Raw genomic sequence first — 23802 nt, 5'->3', positions numbered from 1 at the left:
CCCCCACCGGCCGCTATCCGGCCCTTTCGCCCGCTCGCTTCGTTGTCGGCCTCCCGAGCGAACGAACGGACTCGGATACCGACTCGCCGTGAGTTCGTAAACACCGCCTGGCCGACCCCGAACGTGGGCGCCCGCCCCCGACCCAGCCGCCGGACACCCCGGTTCGGAGCGGGCGCCTACTCCCGCCGTACGAGCGCGCTGGCAGCCGCATCGGGACGGCGTTCGCCGCGTACCGGCCGCCCGGGTCCGGTTCGAGGCCGAAGCCACGCGACCGACCCGACCCCACGGCCTCCGGGTGGGCGGGCACTCCTTGCGAGGTCGCGGCGTGTGGCCTCCGCGAACGGGCGCCTAGACTTGTCTCTCGTGAAACTCAGCATCGGTATCGTCGGCCTGCCCAACGTCGGCAAGAGCACGCTGTTCAACGCGCTGACCCGCTCGGAGATCCTCGCGGCGAACTACCCGTTCGCGACCATCGAGCCCAACGTCGGCGTGGTCGCCGTCCCCGACGACCGGCTCCCGAAGCTCGCCGAGATCTACTCCTCGGAGAAGGTCCTCCCGGCCACCGTCACGTTCGTCGACATCGCGGGCCTGGTCAAGGGCGCCTCCGAAGGCGCCGGCAAGGGCAACCAGTTCCTCTCCAACATCCGCGAGACCTCCGCGATCGCCCAGGTCGTGCGGGTCTTCGAGGACGGCAACGTGACCCACGTCGACGGCAAGGTCTCACCGGTAGACGACATCGAGACCATCAACACCGAGCTGATCCTCGCCGACCTCCAGACCGTCGAGAACGCCCTCAAGCGCCTCGAACGCGAAGCGCGCATGAACAAGGACGCCCGCGCCAAGCTCGACGCCGTCAAGACCGCCCACGAGGTCCTCGACTCGGGCAAGACGATCTTCGCCGCCGGGCTCGACACCGAGCTGCTGTACGACCTGCACCTGCTCACCGCCAAGCCGTTCATCTACGTGTTCAACGTGGACGAGGACCAGGTCGCCGACGAGGACCTCGCCGCCAAGCTCCGCGCCCTCGTGGCCCCGGCCCAGGCCGTGGTCCTCGACGCCAAGTTCGAGTCCGAGCTCATCGACCTCGACGACGAAGAGGCCCGCGAGCTCCTGGAGTCCACCGGCCAGGCCGAACCCGGCCTCGACCGCCTCGCCAGCGTCGGCTTCGACACCCTCGGCCTCCAGACCTACCTGACGGCCGGCCCCAAGGAGACCCGCGCCTGGACCATCAAGCGCGGCGCGACCGCCCCCGAGGCCGCCGGGGAGATCCACACCGACTTCCAGCGCGGCTTCATCAAGGCCGAGATCGTGTCCTTCGACGACCTCGTCGAATCCGGCACCATGCAGGCGGCCAAGGCCGCGGGCAAGGTCCGCATGGAGGGCAAGGAGTACGTCATGGCCGACGGCGACGTGGTGGAGTTCCGGCACGGAATAACGTCTGCAAGCCAGGGTAAGAAGTGAGCGCGCCGGTGGTGCTCGCTCATGCCCGGCAGGTTCGCGACGAAATCTTCCGCCATGGAATAGATCTCTACAACGAGCCCGCTACCGCGGACTCCGGCTACTTCTACACACCTGACGAACTCGAGATGCTCCTGAAGGCTGAGCTGGTCGGCAGGAGCGACCTCGCCGGCCTGCCGGTGAAGACCCGCGGCAACGTTGCCAAAACCCTCGTCTGCGCGGCACTGGGGTATGACGCGCCGAAGTCGTTCAAGCGCGTGAGCCCACGGCTGCCACACCCGGCCATCGACGTTTACGCCCAGCAGTCGAACAACTTGCAGATCTGGAACCAAGAGGTCGATGCCGAGCGGCGGTACGTCATCCTGATCCTGAGTGAGCGCGAGATCATCGACGTGCGCGTTGTTGCTGGCGCGGACCTCGCCCAATTCGACAAGACTGGCAAGCTGACGACGAAGTTCCAGGCGGCCCGGATCGACGACTCGGCCGGCTCGGTGCTGGTGTCGGAGTGTGACACCGACAACTTCATCGCGCGCTTGGCCCCTTCGACTCATGCCTCGCCGAACTCACCGGTTGCTCAGCCCGAGCCGGGTGGCGTACTGGCAGTCGGAGAAGTGTACGAGCGCCTCCTGCGGATGGTCGGTCAGACGTATGTCGATCCGGGCATCGTTCAAGAGCGCAACCGGGGGACGGTCGTCCACCGTGAGGCCTGCGAGCGGCTTGGGACTGGGACCTTCGCTGACAATGGCCAGTTCCCGGACATTCTGTCCCAGCTCGTCGAGGTCAAGCTCCAGCTCGCTCGCACGGTCGACCTTGGTCTCGAGCTCCCGAGCTCGGACACGCCGCTCGCTTCTGCGAATGGTGTCCTCGACGTACGAGATGTCCGCTACGCGATCTTCTACGCGGACCGCCACGACAGCAGTTTCACCATCACGAGCCTTGTGCTGACGACCGGCGCTGATTTCTTCGACGAGTACCGGCAGTTCGGAGGGCTCACTTCAAACGCGAAGTTGCAGCTGAGGCTCCCGAACGCCTGGTTCGAGATCTAAAAGAGGAACATCGCGGACGCGTCGTCCTGAGGCCCCTTCTTCGACGCCGCGAACGCGGCCTCCACGGCGGCGTTCAGGCTCGCGACTGAGCCGGAGTCGGGCGGGTTCGACTCCACGAGCGCCCGGGCGTCTAGAATCACCTGCCTAGCCTCGGCGGTTGTGGGGTCAGGTAGGGGCAGCCGCTTCACGTACTGCGTGATCCAGCGGCGCTTGCCCGAGTAGAGCTTGTTGCCGCAGACTTCATCGTAGAATCGCACGCCGAGGGCAGAGTTCGCGACCGCCAGCATGAGGTAGGCGAGATCTTCGTCCCCGATGTCGTTCAGGGAGATCCAATAACAGTTGCCGTTGACCACAGCTCCGGTCGTGTCCAGCGCGAACCGGGGTAGCTCGCTGATGTCGGGGAATACAATCTTCGGAGTCGCCCAAAGCGCCGGGCGCTGTGGAACCCAGATCTCCCACCACTCACGGCCGCCCTCGATGACGTACTTTCGGCCGCGCAGCTGCTCCTCGTGACTCAGCAGGTAGTCCCGTGCCCCTGGCCAGGCGTCGATGTTTAGCGCCCGGCGCTTCTCCGAGCCCCGGTCGTAGGGGTACAACACCTTCATCCCGAGTTGTGAGTCGATGCTCCAGGGCGTGACGTTGCTCTGAGTGATCAAGGGTAGGAGTAGTTCGTCCTCGACATCGGGAGCGGTGCGGTCCCAGGCGTCGCCGAGGAAGACCTTGTCAGCAGTCGTCTTTATGCCCACGCGGATCTTTGCGATGTCGCCGAAGGTCTTCCAGGTGCCTGCTTCCACCGACTCGAGCCACTCGTCCGACGAAGCGTCAGACAGCCTCCATGGCGTCTTCGCGTCGTTCGGAGGGACCAGAGCCCCGACCTTCACCTCGTACTGCTTGCCGTTGAGCAGGGCCGTACTGGACGCGGAGTCCACGAGAGCGTCGAAGAGCGGCTTGGCCTGCGCCGCATTATCGGAGGGAACCTGGTAGGCGCTGACGAACCGCGCCATCTCACCCGTCGGCTGGCGTCGGCTCGCGATGATGATCGCAGGCAGCACCGCCGCCTTGAACAGCTTCGTGTCGCCCAGATCGTACAGTTCGCGCACCTGTAGCCCGTCGTTCAGGAGCGTGCGGCGCACGTTCTCCCCTGACAGAGTAGTGAGCACACGGTTCGAGCAGAGCAGGCCGAGGACGCCGTCTGTCCTGAGCAACCTCGAAGCCGTTGTCACGAAGGGGTGGGTCAAGTCCACGCGACCCGACAGTCCAAACTCGGCGGCCAGGAGCTGTGCGGCGTCCTGTCCGAGGTGCTGCGTGCGCACGTACGGCGGGTTGGTGATGATCAAGTCGACGGAGTGGGACGGCATCGTTCTCTGTGCGATCAGGAAGTCGCCGTGGATGAGGTCAGCTTCGAGGCCCGCCGCGCCGAGTCGCTCGCGTGCGATCTCGACAGCTTCCGCGTCGATGTCATAGCCGATCAGCCGGATCGCATTAACTTTTCCGCCGGCGCGAAGTGCCTCGGCCGCAGCGAGGAGCAGCTCCGCATCGCCGCAGGCGGGATCTACGATGACGAACTCTCCGTCGTGGTCCGGAAGATGGGCGATCGACTGCGTCGCCAGGAACTGGGCGAGCTCGGTAGGCGTGTAGTGCTGGCCGTGACGCTTTTCGTCTGAGATTGCCTTGGTTCTGGTCATGGATCGTGAGGCCTCTGCGGTCGTCTTCGTCGGATGGATGGCCACGCGAAGCCCTCCGCCTCAAGGGTACGGTGCTTCGCCACTCAGGGAGTAACGAACCGCCGCCATGTGGTGGAGTTCCGCTTCAACGTGTGAGATCCCTTGGCGCGGGCCGGGTTTAGGCTTGGGCGATGCATGAGCCGATCGAGCCCTACGAACACGGGCGCCTGACGCGACCCGACGGAGCCGAGATCTACTGGGAGGCCTCGGGAAACCCGGAGGGCCAGGCCGCGCTGTACCTGCACGGCGGGCCCGGCGGCGGGCTCGGGCGCGGCGGGTACCGCCGCAGGTTCGACCCCGAGAAGTACCGGATCATCGGCCTCGACCAGCGCGGCTGCGGCCGCAGCACGCCGCTGGCGTGCGAGAGCCACGAGACCCTGGACGCGAACACGACCCAGGCGCTCATCGCCGACATCGAGGCGCTGCGCGAGCACTTGGGCCTCGGGCAATGGCTGCTCCACGGCGTCTCGTGGGGCTCGACGCTCGCGCTGGCCTACGCGCTCGCGCACCGCGACCGGGTCAGCGGCATCGTCCTGACGGCCGTGACCTCGGGCAGCCGCGCGGAGCTCGACTGGATCACCGAGGGCATCGGGATCGTGTTCCCCGAGGCCTGGGACGAGTTCAGCAAGGTCGCGCAGCCGGGCGAGCGCGTCGTCGAGGCGTACGCGCGGCTGCTGCGCGACCCGGACCCCCAGGTGCGCGCCGAAGCGGCGCTGGCGTGGGACGAGTGGGAGTCCACGCACGTCTCGCTGGACCCGAACTGGGAGCCGGGCTCGATGTTCGAGGATGCGAAGGAGCGCGAGAACTTCGCGCTGCTGGTGACGCACTACTGGGCCAACGACTGCTTCCTCACCGGCGCGGAGGCCGTGCGCGAGCGGATCGGTGAGCTCGAAGGCGTCCCGGGCGTGCTCGTCCACGGGCGCCACGACGTGAGCGGCCCGGCGATCACGCCGTGGCTGCTGCACCGCTCGTGGCCGGGCAGCGAGCTGTTCATCGTGGAGACCGAGGGGCACGGCGGCACCGAGGAGATGGAGCTGTCCTCCCAGGCGATCTCCCGACTCGCGGGCTGAAGGCGCCCGAGCAGGGCCGACGTGGAGCGCTTCGTCCTGCGACAGGGCCGGTCGCGTTGCCGGCTCGCTTTCCGAGGCGATCTCGGGTTGGATCGGGGCATGAGCATCCACTCGTTCCACCTCGCCCAGGTGCCGCTGCGCGCGGCCTCCAGAGGGCTGCTGCGGCCACCGGAGGCGGCGGGCCTGCGTCATGTCGAGGTGCTGGCCGGGATGCGGCTGGGCGCGCCCGTGGTGTCCCCGCACCGGATGCAGGTGCGGCGGCTCGCGGTGTTCGCCGAATGGGCCGACGAGGCGGCGCTGGAGGCGTTCCTCGCCGAGCACCGCTTCGGGCGGGCGCTCGACGCGGGGTGGCATGTGCGGCTGGCGTTCCTGCGCCGCTGGGGCTCGGTGCGGGAGCTGGCACACCTGCCGGAGATCACGGAGAAGAGCGACCCGGCCGAGCCGGTGGTGGCGGTGACGCTGGCGCGGATGCGGCTGCCGGAGCTGCCGCGGTTCATCCACTGGGGCAGGCCCGTCGAGCGGCAGGTGCGGGACCATCCCGAGACGACGCTCGCGCTCGCGGCGGTGCGCCCGCCCAGGTCGGTGTCGACGTTCTCGATCTGGACGAGTGCGCGCGCGATGACCGGCATGGTGTTCGGGCGCGGCGAGGGCGACTCGGCTCAGCGGCACAAGGCGGCGATGGCCGAGCGCGAACGGCGGGACTTCCACCACGAGTTCACGACCCTGCGGTTCCGGCCCTTGTCGGAGCACGGGAACTGGGAGGGCCGCTCGAATTACGTTCCGGGCCGGTGAGACGGCTCGCGGGAGAGCAGGCCGAACCGCGTCCGGCCCTGCGGGAAGGAGAGGCGGTTCGCCGAGAGGTGGGGTCCCGGCGAGCCGCCTAGGGCCTGGCCTGTGGGTCAGGGCGAGGCGGTATCCGAGTCCATTCGTTCGCTCGGGAGGCGGAAGGCCCTTCGAATACCGGTGTTGTATTCGGAGGGCCGACAACGAAGCGAGCGGGCGAATGGGCCGGATAACGACCGGTCTGGCCCACAGGCCAGGCCCTAAGTTATTCGGTCCGCCTGAGCCAGCGGAAGCGGCCCTTCGCGAGGTGCGATTCCTCTTCGGCCGCGAGGTCGCCGGCGATGGTGATGTAGGCGGTCTCGACGCGGCCGGCGAAGGTCACGTCGGTGAGACTGAATCCGCCTTCACGGGCGAGCACGATGAGCGTGGCCTCGTCCGTGCGCGACACGGCCGGTCTGACGCCGAGCGTGTCCGAGAAGATCTTGATCTGCTCGGCGAGCTCGGCGTGCTGGGAGTCGTCGAGCGGCAGCGACCGCGACAGGCGGCCGTCGTCCTCGACCCAGCCGTTGAGCTCCCTCAGTGCGTCCAGCAGCACGTTGTCGTCTTGCTCCGTTCTCCCCATATGGCACCGTCGCCATTCGTCCTGGCCGGATCGCGCGTCGGGTTCGACGCTGCGATGCCCTGCCGGAGCAGGGCGGTGGCCGATCAGTAAGGTTGGTCTGATTCGGCTCCGACGGACACGGGGGGCGTTCGTGTCTGAATTGTCGCCGGATCTTTACCATTTCTGAACCGAGTCTTCCGCGTCGCTCAGCCAATGTCCAGGGTGGCAAATGGGATTAATCAGGCATACCGGATTAACCGGGGCGATTCTTGTCTGGTTCTGTGCCGCAGGTTGGGATTCCTGACCGCTAGGACGAGGGCGCATCAGCCGAACGTATGAGCAACAATGAGCTCAGTGATGCTCACGTTTCGTGAGCTGTCGCGCGAAAGATAACGAAACGCACTGGTTGTGGCTCATGTGGCGATCGTTAGAATCCCCCGCATGCCCGAACCCGCACCCCGCGTCGTCGTCGGCGCCGCGATCCTGGACGGCCGCGCGGTCCTCGCCGCCACCCGCGCCTATCCGCCCGAGCTGGCGGGCCTGTGGGAGTTCCCCGGCGGCAAGGTCGAGCCCGACGAGACCGAGGAAGTGGCCCTGCGCCGCGAATGCCGCGAGGAGCTGGGCGTCGAGATCGAGGTCGGCGAGCGCGTCGGCGGGGACCTGCCCACGATGAACGGCCGGTACCTGCTGCGGGTCTACCTCGCGAGCATCGTCAGCGGCGAGCCGAAGCCGACCGAGCACGCCGAGCTGCGCTGGCTGGAGGCGGACGCGCTGGACTCGGTGCCGTGGCTCCCGGGCAACCGCCCGGCGGTCGAGGCCTTGCGAGAGGTCCTGCGCTAGAAGAAGGTGCGGATCGCGTCGACCACGATGCCGTTCTCCACCACCGGGATCAGGCGCCACTTGTCGAAGCTCGTGCACGGGTGCGACAGGCCCAGTTCGACCACGTCGCCGACCTTCAGGGACTCGGGCGCGCCGGTCAGGTACAGGTGCTGGTCGCTGATCTGGGTGCAGGCGGCGCCTTCGAGAGCGAGCGGGATCGGGAGGTCCTGGTCGAAGGGCACGTCGCGGCGGCCTGCGTCGAGGATCGCCAGTCCCGGTTCGGGCCGGGAGAGGACGCGGGCGTGCGCGGTGAGCACCGGGCGCAGCTCGGGGCCGTCGCCGCCGCGCGCGGGCGGGGTCCAGCGGGCGTACGCGCCGTGGTCGTGCACGAGGTAGGAACCCGAGCGCAGGACCACCTCGGCGTCGGCAGCGAGGTGCCCGAGGACGGCGGCGACGCGGTCGAAGTAGGCGCTGCCGCCCGCGGTGACCACGGGCCGGTCGGTCTCGAAGTCCAAGGCCGCGTAGAGCTTCGCGAGGGAGCCGAGGTAGTCGTCCACAGTGGCTATCGACTCGGCGTCGGTCCCGGAGGCCACGGCCCCTTCGTAACCGGCCACGCCCGCGAGGCGCAGGTTCGGCGCGAGGCCGACGCGTTCGGCCACGTCGGCGGCCTCGGCGACCGTGCGGGCTCCGGCGCGGCCGCCGGGGGCCCCGAGTTCGACGAGCACGTCGAGGGGGCCGCGGGCGGCGGCGGCGAGGAGGTCGACCGCGGCGACCGAGTCGGCGAAGACCGCCACGGGCCTGCCGGGCCATTCACTCAGGCGCGCGATCGCGGCGGGGTCGGCGACCTCGTTGGCGACGATGATGCGCGGGACCCCGAAGTCGCGGGCCACGCCCGCCTGGAACGCGTTGGCGACGGTGATGCCCACGGCTCCGGCGTCGAGCTGGCGGCGCCACAGCTGCGGGGCCATCGTGGCCTTGCCGTGGGGCGCGAGGGCCAGGCCGCGATCGGAGCACCACCGGGCCATCGCGGTCGTGTTGTGCGCCAGAGCGGCCGCGTCGATGATGACCGCCGGGGTCTCCAGGTCGGCCGCGGCGGGGCGCGTGGCGAGCCAGGAGGCGAGGCTGCGTCCGCGCGAGGCGGCCGGGAGGGACTTGTTCCGCCAGTCCAGGACGTCGTCGTAGAGGGCCGTCAGCCGCGTCTCGTCCATCGCTTCACCGCCACCAATAGGAATGTATCTTTACTATATGACTGAGTCACCAGCCGCCGCAGCGCCCTCCGCCAAGACCGCGATCCGCACCGAGAACGCCCCCGCCCCCGCGCACGCGTTCCCGCAGGGAGTGCGCAAGGGCCCGCTCCTGACCGTCTCCGGGCAGGGCCCGGTCGACCCCGCCACCGGCGAGTACCTCTACCTCGGTGACGTCAAGGCCCAGACGCGGCGCACGCTCGACAACGTGGCCGCGATCCTCGAAGCGGGCGGCGCGGGCGTCGCCGACGTGATGACGCTGCGCGTGTTCCTCGCCGACCGCGCCGACTTCGGCGCGATGAACGAGGTCTACGAGGAGTTCCTCAACGAGAAGGTCCCCGCGGGCGTGCCGTTCCCGACCCGCACCACCGTCATCTGCACCCTCCCTCGGGCCGAGATGCTGGTCGAGGTCGACGCCATCGCGTACGTAGACTGACGCGACGTTCCAGGTGAGGAGGCGGCCGTGACCGCATTGGACTTCGTGGTCCGCGGGGCCCGGGTCGCCGACGGGACCGGCGCGCCGCTGCGTCGGGCCGACGTGGGGATCAAGGACGGCCGCATCGTCCTCGCCGACGACCTCGACGGCGCCCGCGCGATCGACGCGGACGGCCTGGTCCTCGCGCCCGGGTTCATCGACATGCACGCGCATTCCGAGCTCGCCGTCCTCGCCGACCACGACCACCTCGCCAAGCTCGGGCAGGGCTGCACGCTCGAAGTGCTCGGCCAGGACGGCCTCTCGTACGCGCCGGTCGACGAGGCGACCGCGCCGCGGATGCTGGAGGCCATCGCCGGGTGGAACGGATCGCCCGAGGTCGAGTACGACTGGCGCTCGGTGGGCGGCTACCTCGACCGCGTCGACCGGGGCACGCCCACCAACGTGGCGTACCTGGTGCCGCACGGCACCGTGCGGATGCTGGCGATGGGCTGGGAGAACCGGCAGCCCACCAAGTCCGAAATGGACATCATGAAGGCGGCTGTGGCACAGGGGATGGAGGAGGGCGCGTTCGGGCTCTCGGCCGGACTCTCCTACCCGCCGGGGATGTACGCGGACACCGCCGAGCTCGTGGAGCTGTGCCGGGTGGTGGCCCGGTACGGCGGGTATTTCGGGCCGCACCAGCGCAGCTACGGCGCGGGCGCGATCGAGGGCTACGCGGAGATGGTCGCGATCGGGCGCGAGTCCTGGTGCGCGGTGCACCTGACGCACGCCACCATGAACTACGGGGTCAACCGGGGCCGCGCCGGTGAGCTGCTGGGGCTCGTGGACGAGGCGCTCGACGAGGGCCTGCCGGTCAGCCTCGACACGTACCCGTACCTGCCGGGGATGACGATGCTCGCGGCACTGCTGCCGAGCTGGTCGGTCGAGGGCGGGTACGGCGCGCTCGCGGAGCGGTTGCGCGACAGCGGGACTCGGGCCCGGATCGTGCACGAGCTCGACGAGGTCGGGACCGACGGCGCGAACGGCGTCCCGATGGACTGGTCGCAGATCGAGATCGCCGGGGTCGCGAACCCCGAGCTGCGGGGACTGGTCGGCAAGCGGATCTCGGAAGCCGCTGGGGCGCAAGGCGCTTCGGAGTTCTACCTGGATCTGCTGGTCCGCGACGGGTTCGCCACCGGGTGCCTCATGCACGTGGGCAACGAAGAGAACGTGCGCGCGATCATGGGCCACGGCGTGCACACCGGGTCCACGGACGGAGTGCTCACCGGGGAGAAGATCCACCCGCGCGCATGGGGTTCGTTCGCGCGCTACCTCGGGCACTACACGCGGGAACTCGGTCTGTTCACTGTGGAGGAATGCGTGGCGCACCTGAGCGGCCGCCCGGCGGCCGTGCTGGGGTTGAGCGATCGAGGCCTGGTGCGCGACGGCTACGCTGCCGACCTGGTGCTGTTCGACCCCGAGACGGTCGACGCCCGCTCGACGTTCGAGGAGCCGAGACGGCAGGCGGCGGGCGTGCCGTACGTGTTCGTCAACGGGGCCTTGGCGATCGAAGAGGGGCGCCGGACGGAAGCGAGAACGGGAAGGTCGGTCCGCCGCACCGGCTGAGCGCCGCGAACCGGCGGACCCGCTCCCCCGCCACACCGAGTCACTCGCGTTGTTCGGGCGCTCGCTCCCCGCAACGACCCGCCTCCCGGCCTTCGCCCCGCTACCCTCGCTCCCACTCCGCCCGCTGGCCTCGGGCTCGGCAAGCGGATTCCGATTCGTCGTCCGTCGACCCTGGCGCGAGCGGAGCGCGGCGGATAGTGTCGCCGCATGAACCGTTTCGAAGGCAAAGTCGCCGTCGTCACCGGCGGGGCGATGGGAATCGGGGCCGCCGCCGTCACCCGGCTCGCGAGTGAGGGCGCGGTCGTGTACCTCGCCGACCTCGATCGCGAAGCGGGCCAAAGCCACGCCGCCGACACCGAGGGAACCGTCCACTTCGTCCACCTCGACGTGGCCGACTCGGCCGGGTGGCGCTCCCTCACAGAACGAGCCCTCGACGAGCACGGCCGCGTCGACACCCTCGTCTCCAACGCCTTCGCCACCGCGCCCGCCGCCGCCCACGAGCTCGCCGAGCCCGACTGGGACCGCGTCATGGACGTGACCCTCAAGGCCACCTACCTCGGCGTGGCCGCACTGGTCGAACCCCTCAGGGCCGCAAACGGTTCCGTGGTCGCCATCTCCTCGGTCCACGCCCACGCGACCTACCCCGGGTACGCCGCCTACACCGCCGCCAAAGGCGGACTCAGCGCCCTCGTGCGCCAGCTCGCGGTCGAGTACGCGCCCCGAGTGCGCGTCAACGCCATCGCCCCCGGGCCGATCGTCACGCCCGCATGGAGGGACACGTCCCCCGAGGAGGTCGCGGGCGAGATCGCCCGCACCGCCCTGGGTCGCACCGGCCGCCCCGACGAAGTGGCCGCCGCCGTCGCGTTCCTGGCCTCCGACGAGGCCTCGTTCGTCACCGGCGCGGAGCTGCGCGTCGACGGCGGCTGGCTCGTCGCGCGCTGACAACCGGAAGTCCACAAGAGAATGAGGTTCCCTTGAAGATCGCCAGAATCGAGACTTTCACCGTCACGCCCCGCTGGCTGTTCCTGCGCATCGAGACCGAGGACGGCCTCGTCGGGTGGGGCGAGCCGATCGTGGAGGGCCGCGCCGAAGCGGTCGCCTCGGTCGTCGACGCGCTCGCCGAGCGACTCATCGGGGCCGACGCCTCCCGCATCGAGGACCACTGGCAGACCATGACCAAGGGCGGGTTCTACCGCGGCGGCCCGGTCCTCTCCAGCGCCGTGGCCGGGGTCGACCAGGCCCTGTGGGACCTCAAGGGCAAGGCCCTCGGCGTCCCCGTGCACGAACTGCTCGGCGGCGCGGTGCGCGACCGGGCCCGCGTCTACACCTGGATCGGCGGCGACAGCGTCGAAGCGCTCGCCGAGAGCGCGTTGCGCGCCAAAGAGAACGGGTTCGACGCCGTCAAGTGCAACGTCGGCGCCCAGCACACACCCGTCGACTCCCCCGCCTCCGTGCGCCGCATCGCCGAGCGCTTCACCGAGCTGCGCGAGGCCGTGGGCGAGGATTTCGACTTCGCGATCGACTTCCACGGCAGGCTCTCGACGGCCATGTCCCGCAGGGTGCTCCCGCTCCTCGAACCGCTGCTCCCGCTGTTCGTGGAAGAGCCCGTGCTCCCCGAGTTCTCGCGTGACCTCGCGGCCCTCACCGCGGGCACCTCGATCCCGATCGCGACCGGAGAACGGCTCTACTCCCGTTGGGACTTCAGGGAAGTGCTGCCCGCCGGGATCGCCGTGGCGCAGCCCGACCTCTCCCACGCGGGCGGGATCTCCGAGGTCCGCCGCATCGCCGCGATGGCCGAAGCGCATGACGTGGCGCTCGCCCCGCACTGTCCACTGGGGCCGATCGCGCTGGCCGCGAGCCTCCAGGTCGACTTCGCCACCCCGAACTTCCTGATCCAGGAGCAGAGCCTGGGCATCCACTACAACCAGGGCAACGACCTGCTGGACTATCTCGTGGACCCCTCGGTGTTCGCGTTCACCGACGGGTACGTCGAGCGCCCCACCGGGCCGGGCCTGGGGATCGAGATCGACGAGGCGGCCGTGCGCAAGGCCGCCGAGGACCCGCACCGCTGGCGCAACGAGGTGTGGCGGCACCGGGACGGCTCGTTCGCCGAATGGTAAGGCGCTCATAGGGAGTCGGGGAGCGAGGCCGTCTCGATCACTTCATCCAGGATGGACCTGGTGCGCCTGAGGTCGGCGATGGCGCGGTCGATGCGGTCCCGCTCGGCGAGGAGGTCTTCGGCGAGGGTGCTGGTGGCGCGCTCGTTGGGGCCGCCGTCGTGGTCGTGCATGCACGGCAGGACCGAGCCCACCATCGTGCTGTCGAGCCCGGCCGCGAAGAGCACCTGGATGCGGATCACGCGGTCGACGGCGCGCTCGGGGTACTCGCGGTGCCCGCCGAGCGTGCGCTCGGGTTCGAGGAGGCCGCGCTCCTCGTAGTAGCGCAGCGAGCGCGGACTGACCCCGGTCCTGCGCGCCAGTTCGCCGATTCGCATGACGTACCTCACAATCAGTTGAATCTGACATCAATGTCAAGTTCTACGCTACCCGCATGACGCACGAATCGACACTCGAGCAACTCTTCGCCCCGGCCCGCCTGGGCGGCGCGGACCTCCCCAACCGCCTGGTGATGGCCCCGATGAGCCGCAACCGCGCCACGTTCGACGGCGTGCCGCGCGACATCATGGCCGAGTACTACGCGCAGCGGGCCTCGGCCGGGCTCATCGTGGGCGAGGCGAGCACGCCGAGCCCGGTGGGCTTCACCTACCCGGAGATCCCCGGTCTATACGCCGCGGAGCAGGTCGCGGGTTGGCGCGATGTGATCGACGCCGTCACCGCGGCCGGAGGCCGGATCTTCCTCCAGATCGAGCACGGCGGCCGGATCGGCCACCCGGACAACAATCCTGACGGACTGGTCCCGATCGCCCCTTCGGCGGTGCGCCTGCCAGGCGGGTTGCACACGCCCACAGGGCATCAGGAGGCCCCGGTGCCGCTGGAGATGACCGACGCGGACCTGAAGTCCACTATAGAGGACTTCGTGAAGGCGGCGCGGAACGCGGTCGACGCCGGGGCGCACGGCGTGGAGGTCCACGCGGCCAACGGGTATCTGCTCAACCAGTTCCTGTCCACGACCGCGAACCGGCGCGAGGACGCGTACGGCGGGTCGGTCGCCAACCGCGTCCGTTTCCCCGTGGCGGTCGTGGAGGCGGTCGTGGCCGAGATCGGCGCCGAGCGCACCGGCCTGCGGATCTCTCCCGGTGTGGTGCAGAACGGGGTCGACATGCCCGACTCGCAGGAGCTGTTCGCGGCGTTCCTGGAGGCGTTGGCGCCCTTGGGACTGGCGTACCTGCACGTGGCCTACGCCGATCCGGAGACGGCACTGTTCAAGGCTATCCGGGCACAGTGGACCGGGACGCTCATCGCGAATCCCTCACTGGGAGAAGAACAGCCGGTCCCGGCCGACGGTGGGCTGTCGAAGGGCCTGGCGCTGCTCGACGCGGGGGCGGACCTCATCGCGTTCGGGCGGGCGTTCCTGGCCAACCCGGATCTGCCCAGACGGCTGCGCACCGGCTCGGCGCTGAACCCTGTGCGCACGGACCGGCCGCTGTACGGCGGCGACCGGGAGGCGTACACCGACTACCCCGCGCTCGACTGAAAAGGCCCCCTGCCGCCGAAGCGGCAGGGGGCCTTCGTCATCTGTTGACTAGCAGCCCAACTGGGCCAAGGTGAAGCTCAGGTCGGCGGTGTCGCCGGCCGCCACGTCCACCGTGGCGAAGTCGGCCGCGTAGCCGTCCTTCGAGGCGATGATCGTGTACGAGCCCTCTTCGAACCAGTAGCTGTAAGCACCGGTCTCGTCGGTCCAGAAGTGGAACACGTCGCCATTGGACTTGCGCACCTGCACCTGCACGTCGGCGACCGGAGCGGTCGTGCCAGAGCAGGTGTCGGCGGCCACGGTGCCCGTGAGCTTGCCTTGGGCGAGCGTGGGGGCGACCAGCATCGACACCTCGACCGTGGGCGAGGGGTTGGGGCTGACCACCGACAACGTCAGTGTGGCCGTGTAGGTCCCGGGCTGGTCGACGCCTCCGGCGGCGGTGGCGCTGGTCTTGACCGTGACGGTCACGGACTCGCCCGCGGGGACGACGACCGTGTCGGTCTCGGTGGTGAGCCAGGACGTGTCGCCGGGCTGACCGTAGCCGAGGATCGTGAAGCCGCCGTTGGAGACGTCGAAGCTGACCTCGCCGTCGCCGCTGCCGGAGTTGGTGAGCGTCAGCCGGTGCGTCCAGGTGCCGCCCTGCTGCACCACCGAGTTCAGCGAGGTCTTGTCGACGCTGATGTCGGCGGTGCCGATCGCGAAGTCCGCCGAGACGATCTGGTCGGGAACGATCGTGACGTCCTTGGTGGATGAACCGTGGCCTTCCACGACCGCCTGGAACTCGGACGGGCCCGAGCCGGGCGCGAAGGTCCAGTACGAGCCCTCGGCGTCCGTGGTGGCCGCGTAGCCGGAGGCGGTGTGGGTGACCACGGCGCCTTCGATGCCCTCGCCCGTGTCGAGGTCGGTGACGGTGCCGCGCACCAGGCCGCCCTCGATCGGGTTGCAGTCGCGGGAGTCGCCGACGAACACGTCGTCGATCTGCCACCACCAGGCCCAGGTCAGGTTGTCGTTGTAGCGGAACTTGACCTGCGCCGCAGTCGAATCGGCCCACTCGGAGAGGTCGAGTTCCACGGTCTGGTTGCGCGCGTTGGCGGTCGGTGCCCACAGGGTCTCCCACGACGCGCCCGCGTCGGGGCTGAACAGCACCTCGGCGCTGGTGTTGTAGGAGCCCTTGTAGTAGTCGGTGGCGAAGCTCAGGACCGGTGCGTCGGCCGCGGAGAGGTCGAACACCGGGGAGACGAGGTCGGAGTCGAGGAGCTGGTTGCCCGAGCCCTGCTCGTCGGAGTCGGCGACCGCGAACCCGCCGGAGCCGGGGGTCTGGTTGCCGCGCCCGCCCGGGTCGTCGAACGTCCACGGGTCGGTGCCGCGGTCGACCACGGTCCAGCCCGCGGGGGTGAGCCCGCCTTCGAAGCGCGAGCCCAGCGGCTCGTAGCCGTACCCGGCCGCGGTGCAGCTCTCGGCCACCGGCACCTCGATCACGAGGTCGTTGGTGGACACGACGCCCACGGTGACGTCCTGGTAGCCCGGGACGTCGGGCGAGACGACCAGTTCCCATTCGCCGACCGGCAGCGTCAGGGAGAACTCGCCGGTGAGCGGATCGGTGGTGGTCGAGACCTCGCCGCCGGCGGTGGAGACGGTGGCCGCGAGCGGCCAGCCGTGACCGGAGCCGTCGACCACGGTGCCCGCCACGTCGCCCGAGGCCACGGCCGCGAGCACGGCGTCATACGTGGTGGTCTCGTCGACCGCGACGGTGACCGCGCCCTCGTGGGTCTCGTGCCCGAACTTGGTGATGGTCACCGCGTAGTCGCCTACGGGCACGACCGGAAGCGAGTAGACGCCCTCGGCGTCGGTGGTGGCGGTGCGGTTGAACTCACCGGTGAAGACCACCTTCGCCGAGGGGATCGGGTCCCCCGCGTCGTCGGTGACGGTGCCGGTGATGCCGCCGGTGTCGCCGATCGGGGAGGCCTGGACGGCCGCCAGCGCGTCGAGTCGGCCGTGGCCCCAGACGTTGTTGAAGTCGTCGGTGCCGCCGCACTGATCGTCGGCGGTGGGGACGGCCGAGCCGGTCAGGGCCTCGTAGACGCCGTCGTAGTCGCCGTCGAGCGCCGGAGCGGCCGAGAGGATCAGCGCGACCGCGCCGACCACGTGCGGAGCGGCCATCGAGGTGCCGTTGTAGGCGCCGTAACCGCCGCCGGGGAGCGAGGAGCGGACCGCGACGCCGGGGGCGGCGAGGTCGGGTTTGATCTGGCCGTCGCGGCCGGGGCCGCGGGCGGAGAAGTCGGCGATCGTGTTGGTGACGGAGTAGGCGCCGACGCCGATCACGTTGGGGTACAGGCCGGGTGAGCCTGCGGTGTTGCAGCCGTTGCGGCCGTTGTTGCCCAGGGACGTGACCGGGATGATCCCGGAGGCGTGCCAGAGCTCGACCACGTCCTCGTAGAACGGGTCGTCGACCGAGGCGGTGGTGCCCCAGGAGTTGTTGACCACGTCGGGGGCCTTGGAGGGGTCGGGGTCGGAGCCGTCGGCCTTGGTCGGCGCGGCGATCCACTGCCCGGACTCGATGAGCGCCTCGGCGCTGGGGCAGCAGCCGTTGACGGCGATCCACTCGGCGCCGGGGGCGACGCCGATCTGGTTGTCCCCGCCGTCGTCGCCGACCATGGTGCCCATGGTGTGGGTGCCGTGGTCGTCGGTGTCGCAGGGCGCGTCGCCGGGGCAGGCGTTCTGCACGTCGAAGAAGTTGTAGTCGTGGGTGTAGGTGCCGTCGCCGTTGTTCCCGCGGTACTGCTCGTTGAGGGCGGGGTGGAGGTAGTCGACGCCGGTGTCGATCGAGGCGACCACGACGCCGGTGCCGTCGTAGCCCAGGTCCCACACGTCGGGGGCGTTGATGTTGTCGAGGCCCCATTCGGCGGCGTCGGGGACGACCTCGGCCGGTTCGGGTGCGATCAGCGCGTACTCGGGGGCCTGGACGATCGCGTCGACGCTGTCGAGCGCGGCCAGGTCGGCCAGGAGGTCCTCGTCGCCGACGACGCGGACGGTGTTGGAGCCCCAGTAGGATTCGTAGTCGGCACCGGACTCGTCCAGGAAGTCGACCACCTCCCGCTGGGTGGTCTCGGCGAAGTCCTTGGCCGCTGCAACGGCCTGGGCTCCCTTGTCGGTCTTGGTGTCTGCGGCGAAGGCGGGGCTGTAGTCGGGGGCTCCTTCGAAACGCACCCAGAGTTCGGCCTCGCCTTCGGCCTCGATGGAGGCGAGCAGATCGGCGGCGACCTTCTGCTCCAGTAGTGCGTCGGTCTCGTCCTCGGCGAACGCGGCGGTACCGGGCAGCGCCGATACCAATATGCCCGCTGCCGAGGCCGCGAGGACTCTCGCCAATCGTCGTTGCGGCTTGTGCACGACGGCTCCTGTTCTGTTGGGCTCCAGGGGCGGGGTTCCCGTCGCCGGAGCATCATCTGTTGTCGCGCGGTCGCCTCGCGTGGATGCGCGGGGCGCCGACCAAGCCACGGTGCCAGTCCACAAACGAACGCACAAGACCCCACTTTGCACGGATAGGGCGCAGGCCCCGCGAAACTCGCACGGGGCCCGAAGGCTCCAAAGTGAACAAAGGGGCCGCCTCGGACGGGTCCGGCGGATGCCCTGAACTCGGGAGATTCCCGCGCAGGGCGCGGATACCGGACTCGGGCGGCGCGTGATGTAACGCTTCGTCAACCGTTCGGAAACAGTCCGTAGAAGTTATTGTGTGACTAAGATCACTACGAAGTCGGCACGCACCCTTTGTGGCGCTTGGGATTCGAGACCGGCAATGGCGGCATTACCCCATTTGCGAAGCACGACGAGAAAGGCCCCCGCCTTGCGACGGAGGCCTTTGCGAATGTCCGAATGCGACCCTTACGCGGCGTTCAGAAGCCGAAGTCGCCGCCCCCGAAATCACCGCCGCCGAAGTCGCCGCCCGAATCGCCGCCGCCAAAGTCTCCACCGGAGTCCCCGTAGTCGCCGCCGGCATCGCCCCCGGCGTCGCCGCCCGAACCGTAGTCGCCGCCCTCGACCATGCCCCCGGCGTAGGCCGGGGCCAGCATCGCGTTGAAGACCATCATGCCCACGAACACCCCGCCCGCGCTCGCCAGCGCCGGCTGCCACCAAGGCGTGTTGTACCAGCCCGAAGGCACCGGACGTCCGTCCACAGTGCCGCCGGGGTAGTAGTGGCGGTTGTCGTCGCTGGGGTTCGGGGAGCCGGTGTAGCGGCGGCCCTCGACCTCGGCGCTGACCGGTTCGGTGAGCGCGCCGGTGCGGCGCTGGCCGCGGAGGCGGGGCACTTCGGGCCCGGGGTCGAGGTCCATGGCGGTCCTGGCGGCCCGGACGTAGTGCAGGCCTTCGATCGCGGTCTCGGCGGCGAGCCGGTACTGGTTGATCGTGGCGGCCTGTTCGATCTGGGAACCGGTGGCCGTGTAGCGCTCGCCCGCGTCGGCGAGGGCCTGGCCTGCGGGGATGTTGTCGCCTGGGGCGACGAGGTTCATCGTCTGGCCGCCGAGGCGCTCGTGCAGACGGCGGGCTTCGGCCTGCGCGTCGTCGAGTTCGAGTTCGGCGCGCTTCTTGTTGGACCGGACCACGAACGCGATGACCACGATCGCGACCACCAGCAGGGTCAACCACAGCTCCATGTTCCGAGCCTACCCGGGTCGGCGAGCCTAGACTGGCCCGTATGACCTTGGTCCTATTGGCGTTGGTGTGCCTGGCGGCGGGCGGTGTGGGCGGTTGGTACGCGGGGCGGTCGCGCCAGTCGGCGGAGCTGGCGGCGGCCACGGCCCGCCTGGAGGCGGCCGCGGAGAACGAGCACCGGCTGGAGGCCACGTTGAAGGCGGTGGCCTACGAGGCCACGGACCATTCGCGGGAGGCCGTGGGGCAGGTGCTCGCGCCGATCGCGGACACGTTGGCGCGCTACGAGTCTCGTCTGGGGGACGTTGAGCGGGCGCGGGTGGACGCCTACGCGCAGTTGCGGATCCAGCTCTCGGGGGTCGCCGACATCTCCGAGGATTTGCGCGAGCAGACCGGGCGCTTGCTCGGTGCGCTGCGGTCGCCGCAGGTGCGCGGGCAGTGGGGCGAGGTGCAGTTGCGGCGGATCGTCGAGGTCGCGGGGATGGTCGAGCACTGCGACTTCTCGGAGCAGTTCACGGGTGCGGTCGACGGGCGCGGCGTGCGCCCTGACCTGGTAGTGCGCCTTTCGGGCGGGCGCACTCTGGTGGTGGACGCGAAGGCGCCGCTCCAGGCGTACCTCGACGCGCTCGAATCCGAGGACGAGGCCGGGCGCGACCAGTTGCTGCGCCAGCACGCCAAGCACCTGCGGCGGCACGCGGAGGCGTTGGCGGGCAAGGAGTACTGGCGGGCGTTCGAGGACACCCCGGAGATGGTGGTGCTGTTCGTCCCGGCCGACGCGTTCCTGGACGCGGCCCTGCGCGGGGACCCTGCGCTGTTGGAGGACGCGTTCGCGCGCGGGGTGGTGATCGCCTCGCCCGCGACGCTGATGGCGCTCCTGCGGACAGTCGCGCACACGTGGCGGCAGGAAGCCCTAGCGGAGCACGCGAAGGAAGTCCACAAACTCGGCAGAGAGCTCCACGAACGCCTCGGCTCGGTAGCGGGCCACTTCACCCGCCTCGGCTCGTCCCTGGAAGCGGCGGTCGGCTCCTACAACGCGGCCGTGGCCAGCGTCGAATCCCGCCTCCTGGTCACGGCCCGCCGCTTCACCGAACTGGAAGTCGCAGGGGAAACCCCCGAGACCCCGGCCCCGGTGATCACCCCGACCCGCAGGCCGACTTGGGAAGACGAGCGAGCCGAGCGCCCTTAGGCGCACGAGTGCTCAAGCCCGTATAGCCATCCCAAACCCCCACCCACCCAGAGGGGACTACGGCACCGATCATTCCGCTCGGGTACGACAAAAACCGGCCCTCAGCGCGCAGGTGTCACCCGAACGTGTCAGGCGCGGCCTGCGGCCTTGAGGTCTTGGACGAGTTCGCGCGGCAGGGAGAAGGTGAGCTTCTCGGTGACCGGTTCGAATTCCTCGACGCTGGTGAAGCCGCGCTCGGCGAGGTGGGCGAGGACGTCTTGGACGAGGTTGTCGGGGACCGAGGCTCCCGAGGAGAGGCCGACCGTGGACGCGCCCGCGAGCCAGTCCTCCTGGATCTCGTGGGCGAAGTCGATGAGGTGACCGGCGGTCGCGCCGTGCTGGATCGCGACCTCCACGAGGCGCACCGAGTTCGATGAGTTCGTGGAGCCGACCACGAGCATCACGTCGCATTCGGCGGCGATGTCCTTGACGACCTGCTGGCGGTTCTGGGTGGCGTAGCAGATGTCGTCGCTGGGCGGGTTCTGGAGCATCGGGAGGCGCTTCTTGAGGCGGTCGACCGTGGTCATGGTCTCGTCCACCGACAGGGTCGTCTGCGACAGCCACACGACCTTCTCGGGGTCGCGGATCTGGACCTGGTCGACCGCGTCGGGGCCGTCCACGAGCTGGATGTGCGCCGGGGCCTCGCCGGAGGTGCCGATGACCTCCTCGTGGCCCTCGTGGCCGATGAGCAGGATGTCGTAGTCCTCCTCGGCGAACCGGCGGGCCTCCTTGTGGACCTTCGTCACCAGCGGGCAGGTCGCGTCGATCGCCTTGAGACCGCGCTCGGCGGCCTGGTCGTGGACCTCAGGCGCCACGCCGTGCGCGGAGAAGACCACCACCGAGCCCGGCGGGACCTCCTCGTTCTCCTCGACGAAGATCGCGCCCTTCTCGGCGAGGGTGTCCACCACGTGCCGGTTGTGGACGATCTCCTTGCGCACGTAGACGGGAGCCCCGTAGAGCTCCAGCGCCTTCTCGACGGTCTCCACGGCTCGGTCCACGCCCGCGCAGTACCCGCGCGGCTTGGCCAACAACACTCGCTTCGGGTCTGCCACGCCTCGATGGTATCCGGCCGCCCGGTTTCGTCACACCCGACAGTTAGTGTGACCACATGACCGACGCACCGCGCAGCGCCCCCGACCGGACCGGGCCCCCCGCACGGCCCGGCGAAGGCCGCGCGGCCGAGTCGCCCGCCACCGGCCCGGGCGCGCCCATGAGCGCTGAGAATCCGTGGCCGCTGCGGGTGGTGTCGAAGAAGATCGGCGACTGGCTCGCGCGCCTGGGCGAGGTGTGGACCGAGGGGCAGATCACCGAGATCTCGCACCGCGGGCGCACCGTGTACCTGACCCTGCGGGACCCGTCGGCCGAGGTGTCGATGCGGGTCGTGGACTTCACCGGCGCGGTCGCCGCGTGCGAGCCGCCACTGCGGGACGGCGCGCAGGTCGTGATCCGCGCGCAGGCCCAGTGGTGGGACAAGAACGGGTCGCTCTCGCTGCATGTGCGCGAGATCCGCCAGGTCGGCCTCGGGGAGCTGCTCGCGCGCCTCGAACGGCTCAAGAAGCTCCTCGCCGCCGAAGGGCTGTTCGCGGCCGAGCGCAAGAAACCGCTCCCGTTCCTGCCGTATCGGATCGGGCTCATCACCGGCCGCGCCTCGGACGCGATGCGCGACGTGCTCAAGAACGCCAAGGCCCGCCTGCCTTCAGCGGACTTCGAGGTCCGCGAGGTCGCGGTGCAGGGGCCGCGCGCAGTCACCGAGGTGTGCGCGGCGCTCGCCGAGCTCGACCGCGACCCTGACGTCGAGGTCATCGTCATCGCCCGCGGCGGCGGTTCGATGGAGGACCTGCTGCCGTTCTCCGACGAGACGCTGTGCCGGGCCGTCGCCGAGGCCGTCACGCCGGTGGTGTCGGCGATCGGGCACGAGCCGGACACGCCGATCCTCGACTACGTGGCCGACTGGCGGGCCTCGACGCCCACCGAGGCGGGGAAGAAGGTCGTCCCCGACCTCGCCGAGGAGCAGCGCGGGCTCAACATCAGCCGCACCCGGCTGCGGCAGGCGCTGAATTCGATGCTCACCAGAGAGTCCGACGCTCTGGCGGCGATGCGGGCGCGCCCGGTGCTCGCTCGGCCCGAGTCGATGCTGGAGGCCCGGAGCGAGGCGGTGGACCACCTGACGCACCGGATGCGGGCGCGGGTCGGCTCGCGCCTGGAGCGGTCCACGGACGACTTGGAGCACCTGCGGGCCCGGCTGCGGGCGCTGTCACCGCAGTCGACGCTCGACCGCGGGTATGCGATCGTCACCGATGTCGACTCGGGAGCGGTCCTGCGCGACGCGGCCGATGCGGGGGAAGCCGTCGACGTGCGGCTCGCAGCGGGCTCGCTGCGGGCGGCGGTCGTACACACGAGGAAGGAAGAGCTGTGAGCGACGAGCAGTTGACCTACGAAGAGGCCCGCGCCGAACTGGTGGCCACGGTCGAACGCCTGGAAGCAGGTGGTGCGACCTTGGAGGAGTCCCTCAAGCTGTGGGAGCGCGGAGAAGCGCTCGCCGACAAGTGCCAGGCCCACCTCGAAGGCGCACGGGAACGCTTGCAGGCCAGGATCGAACCGGACGACGAGGAGTAGGGCTCGGCGGCCGGGCGGGGAGCCTCGCGCTCGCGGAGCACGACCGGCCCGGCGAGGGCGGGTCCGCCGCGTGGCGGCGGAGCCGCCGTGGCGGTTGCGGGCGTCAACCGGTCGCTGCCGCGACTCCCTCGGCCAGGCCTTCGAGTTGGTCCAGGCCGTCGTTGTCGGCGGTGAGGATGACCGTGGTCGTGCCGATGTCGGCGACCCAGGCTTCGCCTCCGGCGAATTCGTAAGCGGCCCAGGAGATTCCGGCGGCTTCGAGCGGTTCGCCGGGGCCGTCGATCGCGTCGTTGGCGTCCTCTGCCGGGCCGTTGGTCTGGACCAGTTGGAGGCCGTCGCCGTCGGGCGAGTACCAGCCGGTCCGCAGGGTCACCGTGTCCTCGCCGACGGCCAGGTGGGTCGAGATCGGCTTCCAGTCCTCGGAGAGCTCCGGCTCGATCACCTCCAGCCCCAGGCTCGCGGCCGTGGCCGCGTTTTCGGTCGTGTCGACCTCGCTGACCTGGCGGTCCGAGGCGATCCAGCTCCAGCCCCAGTAGAACAGCCCGATCGGCACCAGCAGCACCGCCATGGACAGCGCCATGTCGCGCATGCGCCGCGGCTTCGGACGCGTCGGCGCCGGGGCCTCGCCCTGCGATTCGGCATCCGCCGCGGCTTCGACCTTGACCTCATCGGTGGACATGCATTCATGGTGGCCGACCCCGAACCGGCCGGCCCCACCGCCCCGCCCGGTCGTGGCCCATCAGGCCGCAAATCCTATAGGATATATGATATAGGGTTCGCGGTGGCGGTGGCGGTGGCGGTGGCGGTGGCGGTGGCGGTGGCGGTGGCGGTGGCGGTGGCGGTGGCGGTGGCGGTGGCGGTGGCGGTGGCGGTGGCGGTG

At 69.9% G+C, this 23802-nt stretch carries 21 protein-coding genes; 13 read left to right on the top strand and 8 right to left on the bottom strand.

The window, feature by feature from the left end; translation table 11 throughout:
* Positions 1 to 363 precede the first annotated feature (363 nt).
* Both ychF and AB0B28_RS20190 read left to right on the top strand, forming a co-directional pair.
* Positions 364 to 1461: a redox-regulated ATPase YchF gene (gene ychF, locus AB0B28_RS20195; RefSeq protein ID WP_360123605.1), complete on the top strand. Its 1098-nt coding sequence runs from the start codon at positions 364 to 366 to the stop codon at positions 1459 to 1461.
* Positions 1458 to 2504, top strand: coding sequence for a hypothetical protein (locus AB0B28_RS20190; protein WP_360123602.1), 1047 nt, complete (start codon positions 1458 to 1460; stop codon positions 2502 to 2504). The genes ychF and AB0B28_RS20190 overlap by 4 nt, the downstream gene beginning before the upstream one ends.
* Here AB0B28_RS20190 and AB0B28_RS20185 read toward each other — a convergent pair.
* Complete coding sequence (locus AB0B28_RS20185; protein WP_360123599.1) at positions 2501 to 4234, bottom strand: N-6 DNA methylase; 1734 nt, start codon at positions 4232 to 4234, stop codon at positions 2501 to 2503. The genes AB0B28_RS20190 and AB0B28_RS20185 overlap by 4 nt on opposite strands.
* 125 nt (positions 4235 to 4359) lie before the next feature.
* Between AB0B28_RS20185 and pip the strand changes: the two genes are divergently transcribed.
* Positions 4360 to 5298 (top strand): prolyl aminopeptidase, encoded by a 939-nt coding sequence (gene pip / locus AB0B28_RS20180; protein ID WP_360123596.1) that lies wholly within the window; start codon positions 4360 to 4362, stop codon positions 5296 to 5298.
* Between the two features lie 99 nt (positions 5299 to 5397).
* On the top strand, positions 5398 to 6090 hold the full coding sequence (locus AB0B28_RS20175; protein ID WP_360123593.1) for a hypothetical protein: 693 nt from the start codon (positions 5398 to 5400) through the stop codon (positions 6088 to 6090).
* Between the two features lie 256 nt (positions 6091 to 6346).
* Here the strand turns inward: AB0B28_RS20175 and AB0B28_RS20170 are convergent, their stop codons facing one another.
* Positions 6347 to 6703, bottom strand: a complete 357-nt coding sequence (locus tag AB0B28_RS20170; RefSeq protein ID WP_360123590.1) for a pterin dehydratase — start codon at positions 6701 to 6703, stop codon at positions 6347 to 6349.
* 420 nt (positions 6704 to 7123) lie between these two features.
* Here AB0B28_RS20170 and AB0B28_RS20165 point away from each other — a divergent pair, with 420 nt between their 5' ends.
* A complete protein-coding gene (locus AB0B28_RS20165; RefSeq protein WP_360123587.1) occupies positions 7124 to 7522 on the top strand; it encodes a (deoxy)nucleoside triphosphate pyrophosphohydrolase in 399 nt (132 codons plus the stop codon).
* On the opposite strand, the gene AB0B28_RS20160 is transcribed toward AB0B28_RS20165, so the two are convergent.
* Entirely contained in the window at positions 7519 to 8709 is a 1191-nt protein-coding gene (locus tag AB0B28_RS20160) for an alanine racemase (RefSeq protein WP_360123584.1), read from the bottom strand. The two genes, AB0B28_RS20165 and AB0B28_RS20160, sit on opposite strands and share 4 nt — an antisense overlap.
* 37 nt (positions 8710 to 8746) lie before the next feature.
* On the opposite strand from AB0B28_RS20160, the gene AB0B28_RS20155 reads away from it, so the two are divergent.
* From AB0B28_RS20155 to dgoD, 4 genes are all read left to right on the top strand, one after another.
* On the top strand, positions 8747 to 9181 hold the full coding sequence (locus tag AB0B28_RS20155; protein ID WP_360123581.1) for a Rid family hydrolase: 435 nt from the start codon (positions 8747 to 8749) through the stop codon (positions 9179 to 9181).
* 36 nt (positions 9182 to 9217) lie between these two features.
* Positions 9218 to 10786 carry a D-aminoacylase gene (locus AB0B28_RS20150; RefSeq protein ID WP_360123664.1) on the top strand — a complete coding sequence of 523 codons (1569 nt, stop codon included), beginning with the start codon at positions 9218 to 9220 and terminating at the stop codon, positions 10784 to 10786.
* Between the two features lie 207 nt (positions 10787 to 10993).
* Positions 10994 to 11728, top strand: coding sequence for an SDR family oxidoreductase (locus tag AB0B28_RS20145; RefSeq protein WP_360123579.1), 735 nt, complete (start codon positions 10994 to 10996; stop codon positions 11726 to 11728).
* Complete coding sequence (gene dgoD, locus AB0B28_RS20140) at positions 11710 to 12906, top strand: galactonate dehydratase (RefSeq protein WP_360123661.1); 1197 nt, start codon at positions 11710 to 11712, stop codon at positions 12904 to 12906. Before AB0B28_RS20145 ends, dgoD begins: the two co-directional genes overlap by 19 nt.
* A 5-nt stretch (positions 12907 to 12911) precedes the next feature.
* Here dgoD and AB0B28_RS20135 read toward each other — a convergent pair whose 3' ends face one another.
* The gene (locus AB0B28_RS20135; protein WP_360123576.1) at positions 12912 to 13280 is read right to left on the bottom strand and encodes a MerR family transcriptional regulator; all 369 of its coding nucleotides are present in this window, start codon (positions 13278 to 13280) and stop codon (positions 12912 to 12914) included.
* Positions 13281 to 13336: 56 nt separating this feature from the next.
* Here AB0B28_RS20135 and AB0B28_RS20130 point away from each other — a divergent pair, with 56 nt between their 5' ends.
* Positions 13337 to 14440: an alkene reductase gene (locus AB0B28_RS20130; RefSeq protein WP_360123573.1), complete on the top strand. Its 1104-nt coding sequence runs from the start codon at positions 13337 to 13339 to the stop codon at positions 14438 to 14440.
* A gap of 48 nt (positions 14441 to 14488) precedes the next feature.
* Here the strand turns inward: AB0B28_RS20130 and AB0B28_RS20125 are convergent, their stop codons facing one another.
* Positions 14489 to 17824, bottom strand: a complete 3336-nt coding sequence (locus AB0B28_RS20125) for a S8 family serine peptidase (RefSeq protein ID WP_360123570.1) — start codon at positions 17822 to 17824, stop codon at positions 14489 to 14491.
* Positions 17825 to 18327: 503 nt separating this feature from the next.
* Positions 18328 to 19086 carry a hypothetical protein gene (locus tag AB0B28_RS20120; protein WP_360123567.1) on the bottom strand — a complete coding sequence of 253 codons (759 nt, stop codon included), beginning with the start codon at positions 19084 to 19086 and terminating at the stop codon, positions 18328 to 18330.
* A 41-nt stretch (positions 19087 to 19127) separates the two neighbouring features.
* On the opposite strand from AB0B28_RS20120, the gene AB0B28_RS20115 reads away from it, so the two are divergent.
* Positions 19128 to 20267: a DNA recombination protein RmuC gene (locus tag AB0B28_RS20115; protein WP_360123564.1), complete on the top strand. Its 1140-nt coding sequence runs from the start codon at positions 19128 to 19130 to the stop codon at positions 20265 to 20267.
* Positions 20268 to 20395: 128 nt separating this feature from the next.
* On the opposite strand, the gene AB0B28_RS20110 is transcribed toward AB0B28_RS20115, so the two are convergent.
* A complete protein-coding gene (locus AB0B28_RS20110; protein ID WP_360123561.1) occupies positions 20396 to 21358 on the bottom strand; it encodes a 4-hydroxy-3-methylbut-2-enyl diphosphate reductase in 963 nt (320 codons plus the stop codon).
* A 158-nt stretch (positions 21359 to 21516) separates the two neighbouring features.
* On the opposite strand from AB0B28_RS20110, the gene xseA reads away from it, so the two are divergent.
* Together xseA and AB0B28_RS20100 are read left to right on the top strand one after the other, a co-directional pair.
* Positions 21517 to 22722, top strand: coding sequence for an exodeoxyribonuclease VII large subunit (gene xseA, locus AB0B28_RS20105; RefSeq protein WP_360123658.1), 1206 nt, complete (start codon positions 21517 to 21519; stop codon positions 22720 to 22722).
* On the top strand, positions 22719 to 22922 hold the full coding sequence (locus tag AB0B28_RS20100) for an exodeoxyribonuclease VII small subunit (protein ID WP_360123558.1): 204 nt from the start codon (positions 22719 to 22721) through the stop codon (positions 22920 to 22922). The genes xseA and AB0B28_RS20100 overlap by 4 nt, the downstream gene beginning before the upstream one ends.
* Before the next feature lie 103 nt (positions 22923 to 23025).
* On the opposite strand, the gene AB0B28_RS20095 is transcribed toward AB0B28_RS20100, so the two are convergent.
* On the bottom strand, positions 23026 to 23601 hold the full coding sequence (locus AB0B28_RS20095) for a DUF4245 family protein (protein ID WP_360123555.1): 576 nt from the start codon (positions 23599 to 23601) through the stop codon (positions 23026 to 23028).
* Positions 23602 to 23802: the final 201 nt, after the last annotated feature.

The organism is Glycomyces sp. NPDC046736 (assembly GCF_040645615.1).
Taxonomy (GTDB): Bacteria; Actinomycetota; Actinomycetes; order Mycobacteriales; family Micromonosporaceae; genus Glycomyces.
The sequence above is the reverse complement of the archived record's forward strand: the minus strand, read 5'-3'. Positions and strand labels throughout refer to the sequence as shown.

What these genes read in the sequence shown, in the direction of transcription:
- pip (WP_360123596.1), top strand. Translation starts at nt 4,360, where the DNA reads ATGCATGAGCCGATCGAGCCCTACGAACACGGGCGCCTGACGCGACCC.
- AB0B28_RS20175 (WP_360123593.1), top strand. Translation starts at nt 5,398, where the DNA reads ATGAGCATCCACTCGTTCCACCTCGCCCAGGTGCCGCTGCGCGCGGCC.
- AB0B28_RS20170 (WP_360123590.1), bottom strand. Translation starts at nt 6,703, where the DNA reads ATGGGGAGAACGGAGCAAGACGACAACGTGCTGCTGGACGCACTGAGG.
- AB0B28_RS20165 (WP_360123587.1), top strand. Translation starts at nt 7,124, where the DNA reads ATGCCCGAACCCGCACCCCGCGTCGTCGTCGGCGCCGCGATCCTGGAC.
- AB0B28_RS20160 (WP_360123584.1), bottom strand. Translation starts at nt 8,709, where the DNA reads ATGGACGAGACGCGGCTGACGGCCCTCTACGACGACGTCCTGGACTGG.
- AB0B28_RS20155 (WP_360123581.1), top strand. Translation starts at nt 8,747, where the DNA reads ATGACTGAGTCACCAGCCGCCGCAGCGCCCTCCGCCAAGACCGCGATC.
- AB0B28_RS20145 (WP_360123579.1), top strand. Translation starts at nt 10,994, where the DNA reads ATGAACCGTTTCGAAGGCAAAGTCGCCGTCGTCACCGGCGGGGCGATG.
- AB0B28_RS20135 (WP_360123576.1), bottom strand. Translation starts at nt 13,280, where the DNA reads ATGCGAATCGGCGAACTGGCGCGCAGGACCGGGGTCAGTCCGCGCTCG.
- AB0B28_RS20130 (WP_360123573.1), top strand. Translation starts at nt 13,337, where the DNA reads ATGACGCACGAATCGACACTCGAGCAACTCTTCGCCCCGGCCCGCCTG.
- AB0B28_RS20120 (WP_360123567.1), bottom strand. Translation starts at nt 19,086, where the DNA reads ATGGAGCTGTGGTTGACCCTGCTGGTGGTCGCGATCGTGGTCATCGCG.
- AB0B28_RS20115 (WP_360123564.1), top strand. Translation starts at nt 19,128, where the DNA reads ATGACCTTGGTCCTATTGGCGTTGGTGTGCCTGGCGGCGGGCGGTGTG.
- xseA (WP_360123658.1), top strand. Translation starts at nt 21,517, where the DNA reads ATGAGCGCTGAGAATCCGTGGCCGCTGCGGGTGGTGTCGAAGAAGATC.
- AB0B28_RS20095 (WP_360123555.1), bottom strand. Translation starts at nt 23,601, where the DNA reads ATGTCCACCGATGAGGTCAAGGTCGAAGCCGCGGCGGATGCCGAATCG.